This window comes from Desulfovibrio sp. (assembly GCF_047607245.1).
Lineage (GTDB): Bacteria > Desulfobacterota > Desulfovibrionia > Desulfovibrionales > Desulfovibrionaceae > Desulfovibrio.
In genome coordinates this window covers 1-11,909 of the sequence record NZ_JASGDK010000056.1, presented here as the reverse complement: position 1 = coordinate 11,909, position 11,909 = coordinate 1, and the positions used below count along the sequence as shown (strand labels likewise).

Genomic DNA, 11,909 nt, shown 5'->3' with positions numbered 1-11,909 from the left:
TTCCGCCACGTGCAGGGCCAGAGCCAAAATCAGCAACACGCCCACAACGCACTGGGTGATGTAGAGAAAGCGTGTCTGGTCCGAAAGCTGGCGCGCCTTTTTTTCAGCATCTTTAACGATAAGTTCCCGAATGGCTTCTGGCAGCTGGTATCCGAAACCGGGAAAGCGAAAAATTTCAAGCAGAGGGCAGAGAGTAAATCCCACAATGGCTACCGGCACCGCAATAACTGCATTGTGCAGAAAAAATTCTGCAAAGGACCAGCCCATCATGGTGCCGATCATAAGATTTTGCGGTTCGCCCACAATGGTCATAGTGCCGCCAAGGGCGGTACCCAGGGCTCCGTGCATAATAATGTTGCGCAAAAAACCGCAAAATTCTTCAATTTCCGGGGCTTCTTTGCCGTTGGTTGAAGTAAAGGCTCCGGACACCTTGCGGAAAATTGCGTAAAAGTTGAAGCAGACGGCTATGATGATGGCCATGAGGGTCAGAGCGTCCAGAAAGGCGGAAAGCGTTGCGCTGACAATGCAGAATGCCAAAGACAGCCAGTGTTTTTTTCGGATAGCGATAAACAGCCGGGTAAAAACAACAAAGACCACATCTTTCAGATAGTAGATGCCCGCCACCATAAAGATGAGCAGAAGCAGTGTGGGGAGGTTGGTGGCCACTTCTTTGTACACGGCGTCGGGCGAGGTCATGCCGATGATGATGGCTTCCAAGGCCAGCAGGCCGCCCGCAGGAATGGGATAGCATTTTAGCGCCAGAGAAAGAATGAAGATAAACTGAAGCAGCAGCAACCAGCCTGTTATAAAGGGGCCGACTATACTATTCAGAACGGGATTGGCCACCAGAAAGGCCAGGACCGTATATTTATACCAGAGCGGCGATTTACCTAAAAAACTATTGAAAAAAATTTGCTGCATAGTCGTCTCCCTGAACCACTTCAGAATTAAATGGGGAAAAAATCGCAAGATGTACAGGTTGTGTAGCAGGTAATGCAGCCTTGCCGCAACTCTCGGTATTGCTATCGGCTGATTTTTATACCGTGAAACAGAATGCAGCCGGATAACTGGAAAAAGCTGAAGCGGCGAGGTGAAAAACTGAAGAGGAAGAGTGGAAAGCAGTAGATATGCGGAGGGGTGAAGCTTGGCTGTGCTTTGCAGCGCCAGAAAGCGTCTGCAAATAGGTAAGGCATTCAGATCTTAAAAATGCGAAAATATTCTGCGGGCAAAGGCTCACGCATAGACCGTCGGGCTATTTATTTGCGCATCAAACATTGTGGCGGGCGTCTTCAAATTTGAGAAAGTTTATCCTCAACGTTATTCTTCTTTAGTACACTTTATCTTGAAAATTACATGCACTAACACAAAAAAACGTACAATGATCCGCAATAGATCGTTTATTTTCTTAAGATTGTATTTTTATAGAAAGACAGCTTTGAAATGTGAAGTATTTCAAAGCTAATCTGTTCTAAAGAAGATTGTGGTCGAGCCTGTAGATCATTTCAATGGGGTTGAGCAGTACAAGCCTTCTGCCGTTGCCGACAATAAGCCCGTCTGTTCGAAAGCGTTGCAAAGTGGCGCTGACTGTGGGCTGGGTAGAACCGACCATTGAGGCCAGTTGTTCCTGCGGGATGTTCAATGGAATTTCACAGGGCTTGTCCCAGTCTTCAGTAGTGCGCAGGGTGTCGTATGCCAAGGAAATAAGCAGGCTTGCCAGACGGTTGGCCACGTCATTGTTTTGCCTGCGCACCATATCGCCCATATAGCGCAACCTGCGCCCCAGCAGGGTGATGACGCGGCGTGCCAGCGGATAGTGTTCGCGCAGCATACCTTCAAAAGCCTGCTGCCCGATGGAGTATAATACGGAGGCGCTTGCGGTTTGCGCGCCTGCTTTGCGTGGAGAGCTGTTCAACACTTCCGAAAGGCCAAAAAATTCCCCGCGCATGCGCAGGGAAAACGTCATTTCTTTGCCGGAAGCAGCCGAGCCGAAGATACGCACCAGCCCTGATTCAATGTAAAAACAGGAGTCTCCTGCATCGCCCTCAAGAAAGACAGTTTCATTTTTGGCCAGTTCCTGACGGTGAGAATTTTCCAGAAAGACGCGTTTTACGTCGTCTATGCCTTTGAAAAAATCCTCTTTTTCAAGGTGCCAGAATGTATTCATGCTGTAATCCTTGCTGGAAGCGCGATGTGTGCAGGCTGCGCGGCAAAGGCGCATTTTCTGCCATCTGGGCCGCCCCTCTCCGTCGCGAAGCATGGAGTTCGCGGCGGAGAGAGGCGACGCCCGCCGCTCGGCAGATGCGGCGGGCGTAGTGTGAAGTAATATCGGTTTTAGGCCTTGTCCAGCCGGTTCACATAGCGGTAGGTCTGTTCCTGCCCGTGAATATCGCGGCATTTCCATATTATGAAGTTGGACCCCATTATGGGCTTCAACGATGCTTTGAAGTAGCCGAGCTGATAGGGCATCTTGATTTCAAGCGCGCCGGAAGGGCAGGCCTTTATGCAGGACATGCAATCCCAGCAATCGCGGGCGGCGCGCAAAAAAGCCTTGCCAGTGGCCTGATCCAGAGCCATGAGGTTGCCGGGGCAGACTTCTTCGCAATGGGTTTCTTCACGTCCTTTACAGCCGTTGCATTTATGTAGGTCAATTTTTGGCGGCATGTTCGTTCTCCTGCATTAGGGCTTGTACCTGTCGCCGGGCAACAGTTGCTCGTAGGGACGGGTGAATGTGACTATTTCTCCGGTGGCGGCATCCCGGCGTGATTCCACAAAGCAGTCAAAGTTGGCGTCGTCACGTTCCGGGTAGTCAGAGCGCGTCTGCCAGCCCGCCCAGCGTGTTTCCTTGCGGGCCTTGAGGTGGTGTACCACGGCTTCGGCCACATCAACGCGGTCCATTGTTTCGTTGGCCTGCATAAGCTCGTGCAGATCCTGCGCGCGCAAGTGGCAGAACTGGCTTTGCAGCATTTTGATATGCCTGAGAGCGTAGTCCAGCTGCTGCTCATTGGTGCGGTAAAACTGGCTGGAGCCGCCAGCGTATTCATCCATAAGCCGTTGCAGGCGCTCCTTCATTTCCACCGGGCGAATGCCTTCGGCTTCACGCGTCAGCATCGGCGCATATATCCGCTCTTTTTCGCGCTCTATCTGCGCTGCGTCAGGGGCTGGCATGTCCACGGCAGCCATAAAGGCCAAGGCTCCGCGTGCGGCCAGCTTTCCTTCAGCACAACAGCCGCCCACAAACTTGTTGGGGTTGCCGCCCGCAGTCTCACCCGCTGCAAACAGGCCGGGAAGGGTGGTCATGCGCTCCATATCCACCCAGTAGCCGCCGCCGGTGTGGCCGCCAAGGATGTAGGGATCTGAACCAAATATTTCAATAGGTTCCTTGCTTGGGTCCTGCCCGCGACTGGCAAGAAAGAGAACGAATGAAGGCCGTTCGTTCAGGTAGTCTTCCATCATAGCCTTGGTTTTTTCAGGCGACATGTGGGTGGTGTCGCAGTAGCAGGGGCCGCGTCCGGCAAGCCATTCTTCCATGGGAGCGTTGGCGCGGATATACCGGGGGGCCGCGTCGCCGCCGAGGCTTTCATAGCGGCTCATGACGCGTTCGCCGTGCGAGTTGATGATGGGTGCGCCGTAGCCTACGGAAATGGTATCCACGGGGCCGCAGAAGTCCTTGGTGCGCGTGGCGACCCAGCGCTGTTCAAGGCTCGTAAGCTCCGCGCCCTGCCGGAATCCCATCGCGTAGCCGGAGCCGACGCAGTAGGGGCACATCCATATTTGCGAACCGCTGTCCGTGGAGTCTGCGGTGTAGGATTTGTAAAGCGTGCCCGCGCCGCCCGTGCTGACCACCGTGGCCTTGGCGCGGAAGACATAGAACTTGCCGTCGCGCACGCCAAAGCCAGTGGCTCCCACGCAGCGGCCATCCTGCATCAGCAGGCCCGTGGCCGCCACACGGTTGTAGACATCAGCGCCGCTTTCAAGAGCTTTCTCAGCCATGATAGGCTTCAGTTGTTCGCCGTGGATGGATATGTCCCACTTGCCGCGATAGCGAATCTTTCCGTCTTCATCCCGCAAAATGGGCAGGCCCCAGCGTTCGAGATCGTCCACGCACTCATTGAGCTCTTCGGCATTGGAGAGCGCCAGGTCTTCGCGCAGGGGGCCGCCACCCACTTGCGAGCGGCTCCAGCGGACGAGATCTTCAGGCGTTTTGCCCTGGGGGATGTAGGTGTTGATGGCGTCCATACCTGCGGAGCAGGCTCCGGAGCGCATAATATCCGCTTTTTCCACAATGACGGTCTTGATTTGCGGGTTCAACCGTGCGGCTTCTGTGGCCACAAAGCAGCCAGCGTTGCCGCCGCCGATAATCAGAAGGTCGGCTGTGACCTCGACGGTTTCAATGTCGGCCATGCTTGTGGGCCGAAAGTCAACCGTATGGCCTGTTTTCATACGTGCCATAATTTCCTCCCGTGCGGAGTGTTTTTGAATTTATGAATATGCAACGTGTCAGTGTGTCAGTTTTTCTAAAAAGGCCAGGGCGCGGCTGGATTCCATACGGGAATGCCAAGAAGCGCGTACCAGGGAGCCATGACGCAAACGCCGTACACAATGGCGATAAGTACGGAAACCCAGCCTACTTTGGCATAGTCTGCGGTTGAGAAGGTGTCAGTGCTGTGAGCTATGACGGCTGCGGTGATTTGTGTGGGCAGCAGATAGGCGAAGGTGTCGGTATCGCAAACCAGCAGGGTGAAGGCCACGGGGTGCAGGCCCAGCTTGGGAGCCATTGCGAATACCACCGGAGCCAGCATGGCTACTGCCGCCACGTTGGACAGCATGCCAAGACGAATGATGTGTGTTCCTGCCATCATGGCCAGCAGCGTCTGCCACCAGTTCATGCCCACAACCCACGCGTGGATATGGTCGGCCAGCCACTGCGCCACGCCCGCCTGGGTCATAGCTGTGGTCATTGTCATAGCGCCGCCAAGCAGAAGGAATGTGCCCCAGATGGTCTTTTGTTGCACAGCACGCCACGAGCAGGGCATAATACCGGGAGCGAAAAGCAGCATCATGCCCAGCAAGCCGATAACGCCCAGCGGTTGTTTGTGCAGTTCGTAGATGAAGCTGCCCTTGCCCGTGACAAACATAAAGCCCACGAACAGGAAAATGCCCAGAAGCATCTTTTCAGGAGCAGACATGGGGCCAAGGTCGCGGTAGCCTTTTTCAAGCGTGGCCGCACCGCCCGAAATGGACACTTTGGCGGTTTTGAAATGATACCTGATCCAGAAATTGGTAAGAACAAACATGCCAAGATAGGGGAACTGAAGGAGCATCCAGTTCAGAAAGTTCAAATCCTGATAGCCGTTCTTTTCAAAAAGGCCCACCAAGATCATGTTGGGCAGGTGGGCTGTCATTATGAACATGCCGCAAATCATCGAGCCGTAGACCAGCGACTGAATCACGATGGCTTTTTTGGCGGCGCGTTCTTCGGGCGTGTCGCCCAAAAGGTTGCACATGCCCTGCACAACGGGCAGCAGAGTTGCGGCACGGGCATTGGCCGCAGGCACAAGAAAGCCGAGTATTATATTGACGAAAAACATGCCCCAGATGACGCGTCCGACGGACGACGCCTTGAAGCGCGATAAAATGCCAAGGGCAATGCGGCGGTCCAGCCCGATGAGCTGCATGACAGCGGCGACCATAAAGGCAAACAGGCACAGCCAGATAACGTGGTCGGTAAAGCCTGCAAATATGACAGCCATCGGCGGTTTGCCGTTGGTCCAGGGCAGAGCCTTGGTGATCAGCAGCATAGTGGGGATGGAAATGCCGGTTATGCCCGCTGGCATGGCCTCGCTGACCCACATGATGCTGGCCCAGACAACAATGCCAAGAACGGCCATTCCGTCAGGAGTAAGGCCGGGGAATGGGCTGAGTATTCCCCAAAAAAGAATGAAGGCCAGCCACGCAAGAATAAATCCGGTAAAGGCCCTACAGGGAGTATTGCCAGATTTACGAACATTTTCACAAAGATAGGCCAAAATCGGCACTCGTGCTGCAGAATGATCCAGATGCATAACCCAATCCTCTCTTGTGCATTGCGCAAAATGCGCGTGATTGCTCATGCTAGACGGGGTGCTGTTTCGGTTCCATCATCTGGATGATAATTTGAGAAAAAAATCATTTTTACTTGCGTGCGGGTTGTGACGTCGAGTTCAAGCGGGTGCGGCGGGGATGGTTTTCAATAAAAAAGGTTCGGAGCAGATTTTCGCCGAGCCTTTACTTTGAGGAATAAAAATACGTTACAGAGGCTTGTTACGTTGTGATTCTGCGTTCACAGGGGTGGACATTCCCGCGCGGGATGACGGTCAGACTGTGACGTTACAAATGCTTTTTCATTTGTTTATAATTTTTTATTTTATTACATAATGTTATAGTAAAATAATCTGCCTGCTAAAATCTTTGTTTCCATTGATATGACAAAAAAATCCATCTTGTGGCGGACAGTCCCTGAAGAAGATTTACTTTGAGGCAAGTAATGCCTGGAAGGCGCAGTTCGGGAAATCTTCGCTTCTAGTGACGAGGTTCCTTGTAGTTTATTGGAATAAAAATAGGGATGTTAGGTAAAGATGAGGGGCCCTTTTGCAAAAAGGCCCCTACCTGCAAAGCAATTCAACGTGAAAATATTCAACTACGCTTTTTTTGCCGTTACAACAGCAGACATGCTTGGCACGTCAATGGCGTGGGTCACTTGCGTGAAGCCCGCGAGTTCAAGGTCTTCCTTGATTTCTCTATATGTATACACCATGCCGTCCTGGGTGCACACAAGCATGTTTATGGCGAAAAGAGCGCCATCAACGGGGTAGGCGCGGTCTTCACGCATTACATAATCGCGCACGGCAACCATACCGCCAGGCTTGAGGGCATTGAACGCTTTGGCGTAAAGCATGCGGCTTTTTTCGCGGTTCATCTGGTGGATGATGGCGCTTATCCATGCAAAATCGAACCCGGACGGCAGAGCGTCCTTTGTAAAATCTCCGGCAATCAGACTGACGCGCGACTCCAGATTTGTGCCCTTGAAGCGCTTTTGAGCCTGCGCAATTGCCACAGGCAGATCAAATATGGCAGCCGAGCTATCCGGCAATTTTTCAAGAAAGGCCTCGGTATATGTGCCAGACGCGCCGCCAATGTCCAGAATGCGCAGATTGCTGTTGCTGGAAGATAAAATGCCCGCATCGAACAATGCGTTCATAGTGTTTTCCACCAGTTTTACGGCAATGGAATTCATAGCCATAATAAATGAAACATTGTCCTGCTCTGCGCCGAGAATGCTGGGGATGTCATTTTGCGGCGTGCCGTTTTGCACCGACCGTGCAAGCTGTGACCACATGCGCTGCACGCATGCCATATGACGCATCATGGGGATGAAGGTCGCAGGGTGGCGACTGTCCAGGTAGTTTTTATATTTCTCAACAACCGAATAGCGGGCTGCCACCCCTGTGCCGGATTTGGCGAAGTAGCCCAGGGCGACTAGCGCGTCGAGCAGGGTTTGCGTACCTCTTTCGTCGCATGCGCGCTGTTGGGCAAGTTCGGCGGCGGTTAGGCTGTTATTGTTCTGCAAAATGGCAGTGCCGAAGTCGAGCTCGGCCAAGGCTCCCAGAATGCTGCTGTGCATGAAACCTGACAGGTCGCTGTGGAGATGGTCGAAAGGCGCTGTGGTCATAACGATTCTCCTGAAAGTATGTTGAGATTGCTGCCATGCCGTCATGCGGCATTTCGATGTAGTGGAGCAGATAGCATCCGGTTTGCGAGACTGTATGGCCGCGTTCGATTTGCTTGGCTATATCTGGTGCGTTTATGCCAGCTTACGTGATCTACGATATAACCATCATTACAGTACAAAAGGACCAAATGAAGGCCGGGAAGAGCAGGGAAAGATTGCTTCGAGGGATTTGTCTAAAATTATTCAATTGTTACAGTGAGTTGCCCTAAGGGTTTGGTGCCCCCATCTGGAGGAGAAGTTCAAACATATGCCATCGTATCCCGGCCAGACAGGAATGCCAACTATGCATCTGTCATATTGTTGATGCGACGCACGCGAGAGTAGTTTTTTGATGTTGAAGGCGGCCCGGATCTTATGCTCCTGCTTGTGCGTGATTACTTGTGGGGATGCTTTAAAAGATAATTATATTAAGATTATAGCATGTATGAGTCAATGACAACGGCGTGTTCTCCTTGGCGCAAGTGCCAAGGATATGCCCTGGTGGACATAACAGAAATCATGAATATTTTCTTACAACTCCGAAGAACATAACGCCGTTAGAGTATTTTTACTTTGAAAAGATTTACATGCTCTGCAGCTGCACACGAGTGCAGCGCTATGTAACATGCCGCGAATTCAGTCGTAAGTTGCACCTTCTGGCAAAATGACATCTTTTAAGTGTAAAGCATTTCAAAGATGACCTGCTCAAGCGACAGCTCAGGCCAGAAATCCTGCCAGCAGGTTTGGCAAACGGGTTGCGCGCTCACGAACCTCGTGCGTGCATCCCGCAGGTCGTGGCGGGCCCCGAGCGATGATATCCTTATTCAATGAAAGTGATTCCATCGCTGACATGAAATCATGTAACATACCCATGAACAGTTAAAGAGTCTGCCTTGGCCGAGCATGCAAACGATTGGCGGTTTTGGCCGGAGCTTTTAATTTTATCACTCACACGTTGAATGATCATACAGGAAATCACGAATGTTCATACATTTGATGGCCGGGATAGTCTTTATCTACCTGGGCGCCCGGCTTTTGCTGCCTCTGCGGGTAGGCAAGAAAACTAAATTGGGCTTGGCGCTGCTGCTGCTCATTATTACGCAACAGCATCTTATCAACCGCCTTGTTTTCGGGGGGCTGGCTTCCCCTGAAATACCTGCTTCATTGTTGTTGCTGCAAGGTTGGTGTTTTTTATTTTTAGTGCTGCTGCTCATATTCACACTCCTTCGCGATCTGGTGCTTCTTTTTGGATGGGGTGTGCGTAAGATCCGCGGCAGTTCAAGATCGGCCCCATCGTCACCAGCGTTTTCTTCTGGGAGGCGGCAGGCCATGATGGTGGTTCTTGCCTCTGGCACGGCTTTTTGGGGTATTCGTGACGCCGTTGGTATTCCGGATGTGCGGCATGTTGAAATGGTCATACCCCGGCTTCCAAAGGCGCTGGACGGGCTCAGTATCGTACAGATCAGCGATATGCACGCAAGCCCGCTTCTGCAAAGCTCTTGGGTAAGCGCCGTGGTCGACAGGGTCAATGCCTTGAAGCCGGATTTGATCCTGTTTACAGGCGACATGGTCGATGGCAACCCAACGGTCAGGGCCGCAGACGTAGCGCCTTTACGCCGGTTGAGGGCGAATTACGGTATTCTGGGGGCAGCGGGAAATCACGAATATTACAGCAACTTTGCTGGCTGGATGAAGGCATTTCCCGCGCTTGGCATAAACATGCTGCAAAACAGGCACGAGGTGCTGAGCATTCAGGGACAGCCACTGGTTATCGCAGGGGTGACGGATGTGGCGGCAGAGCGTGTTGGCTTGCCCGGGCCGGACCTCGCTACGGCGCTTCAAGGCGCGCCGGAAGATGCAGTGAGGATTCTTATGGAGCACAGGCCTGCCAACGCACCGCAAAACGTCAGCCACGGTATTGACCTGCAGCTTTCCGGCCACACGCACGGCGGGCAGGTTATCGGCATGAATGCCGTGGTAGCCCAGTTCAACGGCGGTTATCTGTATGGGCAGTACAAGGTTGACGCACTAAATATGTATGTGAGTTCAGGCGCAGGATTGTGGAACGGTTTTCCTGTGCGTCTTGGCGTGCCCTCGGAGATCCCGAGAATAGTCCTTCACAGCGCCTGATTACGCTGAACGGAAGCAGACTCGCGTTGAGGCGTGTCATTTTTTGGCGTTGTCATTGCACCGTTATCATTCTACAAGAACTACATTTTTCGGCAGAATCTACGGCGTGTTGCGGCGAGTTGCACTTTTGTCCAGCGTGAGAGCGTAAAATTTTTTAAAGCTGAATGCTCTGCTTGCTCCTGACGGCTACGCAGCGCGGAGCCCCGGCGGAGGATGGTCGTCAGCTCACACAAGACGGGTTGACTGCTGGAATTCACATAATTTTATCATCGTAATAATGGCCAGAAGTTTTTCTTTGGGTGCATTCAAAAAGCAGAAGCAGTAATATGGCTTCTGCTTTTTTTGTTATGGCGCTAGCCAGTTGAGCGCGCATCGCGCGAAACAGAGAACCAAACCAAAGTCTTTTACAACGATGGAGTTAGAGATTTTTGCATGAGTAGGATCAGCAGCATAGCTACGTTGCGAAGCAAACTGCGGTAGACCATAAAACTGGGATGCGATGTTAATGGTGGCGGTTTCTCTAGATGGATAGCTACATTTCCGGAGGGGTTTCAAGGCGGCCCATGCGGTAACCAACCCCGACATGGGTATGAATGTAGTTGCACCGTGGAGAAATCGCTTCCAGTTTTTTGCGTAAGGTAGCCATGAATACGCGTAGGGAGGGTAAATTCTGGGGTAGGACATTGCCCCATACGGATTGGAGTATTGTTCTGTGTGTCAGAACTTTGCCCGCGTTGCGCGCCAGTAGGCACAATAGTTTGTACTCCATGGGGGCAAGGTGGACTTCCTGTCCTTCGACTGTCACACAGCCTGCCGCGTAGTCAATGTGCAGGGAACCGTTTTCAAATATGCTTCGGTCGCGGTTCATGTTGCCTCGTTCATAGCGTGTGCGGCGCAGGGCGGCACGAAGGCGTGCCAGCAGTTCATCAACACTGAAAGGTTTTGTGAGGTAGTCGTCCGCACCAGCATCCAGTGCGGCTACCTTATCGTCGTCTTCGCTACGGGCGCTGAGAACAATAATGGGCGTCATCGTCCATTGCCGCACGGCCCGAATAATATCTACGCCATCCATATCAGGCAGCCCCAGGTCAAGCAGGATCACATCAGGGTTTGCGGCAGAGGTTGCTGTAATGGCTTCGCGTCCTGTCGCGGCGGAAAGAAAGGCCATACCGTGGTTTTCGAGGGTGGTTGTTACAAGAGCCCGAATGGCCTTGTCGTCTTCTACAACAAGTATTCGTTCTGTAGTTTCTATGTGTTGTTGTTCGTTCGGGGCAGCCTGGAAAAGCGTATTGTGCGGCATGGGTCACCCCTGTTTTGGTTCTGTTGAAAGCGGTGGGGCAAAAGTTGTCGTTTGTACGCCGTAGTTCGCTTCCCTTGGCAGCGTCAGTGAAAACAAGGCGCCACGGGGCGTATTGTCAAACACATGTATGTCGCCGCCATGAGCCCGAACAATGCTGCGGCACAAGGCCAGCCCAAGCCCCATGCCTCGCCTACCGTCACCTTTCTTTACTGCTGCGGCATGGAACATGTCAAAGATATGATTTTTCTCTACATCGGAAATGCCCGGTCCGTCATCAGCCACTGCTACACGTGCCCATGGCCCATCAGCCAGCGCACTTACATATATGGCAGTGCCTACAGGAGTGTATTTTACTGCGTTGTCCAGTAGGTTGACCAGCACTTGTACCATAAGCCTTGCATCCATACGGGCCATGAGCAGCGTGTCGGGGATTTTTGCCCGCAGATTGTGCCCTGCGGCGCGTCGGCTTGTTATATTCATGGCCTCGAAAATAACGTCCTCAAGCAATTCAGGCTCCAGGCGCAAGGTAAACCCCTGTTGTTCAAGACGTGTCAGGGCCAGCAAGTTTTCAACCATGCCCACAAGATATCGGGCGTCCTCCTCAATGGCCGTTGCCAGTTGGGCGCGTTGTTCCGGATTTTCCGCCACGCTGCCTTGTCCCGCCAGAATAGCCGCATTGCCGCAAATACTGGTCAACGGTGTGCGCAGGTCGTGCGAAATGGAGCGCAGCAC

General features: G+C 52.6%; 9 protein-coding genes. 1 reads left to right on the top strand and 8 read right to left on the bottom strand.

Annotation, left to right across the window (positions count from 1 at the left end):
- From QM579_RS04145 to QM579_RS04120, 6 genes are all read right to left on the bottom strand, one after another.
- On the bottom strand, positions 1-921 hold a 921-nt coding region (locus QM579_RS04145; RefSeq protein ID WP_414997945.1), incomplete at its 3' end, for an SLC13 family permease.
- 547 nt (positions 922-1,468) lie between these two features.
- A complete protein-coding gene (locus QM579_RS04140; protein WP_414997944.1) occupies positions 1,469-2,164 on the bottom strand; it encodes a Crp/Fnr family transcriptional regulator in 696 nt (231 codons plus the stop codon).
- Between the two features lie 167 nt (positions 2,165-2,331).
- Positions 2,332-2,661 carry a 4Fe-4S dicluster domain-containing protein gene (locus tag QM579_RS04135; RefSeq protein ID WP_183718066.1) on the bottom strand — a complete coding sequence of 110 codons (330 nt, stop codon included), beginning with the start codon at positions 2,659-2,661 and terminating at the stop codon, positions 2,332-2,334.
- A gap of 15 nt (positions 2,662-2,676) precedes the next feature.
- Positions 2,677-4,449 carry an adenylyl-sulfate reductase subunit alpha gene (locus QM579_RS04130; protein WP_414997943.1) on the bottom strand — a complete coding sequence of 591 codons (1,773 nt, stop codon included), beginning with the start codon at positions 4,447-4,449 and terminating at the stop codon, positions 2,677-2,679.
- Between the two features lie 65 nt (positions 4,450-4,514).
- The gene (locus tag QM579_RS04125) at positions 4,515-6,062 is read right to left on the bottom strand and encodes an SLC13 family permease (RefSeq protein WP_414997942.1); all 1,548 of its coding nucleotides are present in this window, start codon (positions 6,060-6,062) and stop codon (positions 4,515-4,517) included.
- 614 nt (positions 6,063-6,676) lie between these two features.
- A complete protein-coding gene (locus QM579_RS04120; RefSeq protein WP_414997941.1) occupies positions 6,677-7,708 on the bottom strand; it encodes a methyltransferase in 1,032 nt (343 codons plus the stop codon).
- A 1,020-nt stretch (positions 7,709-8,728) separates the two neighbouring features.
- Here QM579_RS04120 and QM579_RS04115 point away from each other — a divergent pair.
- A complete protein-coding gene (locus QM579_RS04115) occupies positions 8,729-9,877 on the top strand; it encodes a metallophosphoesterase (protein ID WP_414997940.1) in 1,149 nt (382 codons plus the stop codon).
- A gap of 532 nt (positions 9,878-10,409) precedes the next feature.
- Here QM579_RS04115 and QM579_RS04110 read toward each other — a convergent pair.
- Positions 10,410-11,177: a response regulator gene (locus QM579_RS04110; RefSeq protein WP_414997939.1), complete on the bottom strand. Its 768-nt coding sequence runs from the start codon at positions 11,175-11,177 to the stop codon at positions 10,410-10,412.
- Between the two features lie 3 nt (positions 11,178-11,180).
- Positions 11,181-11,909, bottom strand: a 729-nt coding sequence (locus QM579_RS04105; protein WP_414997938.1) for a sensor histidine kinase, incomplete at its 5' end; no start/stop codon positions are given.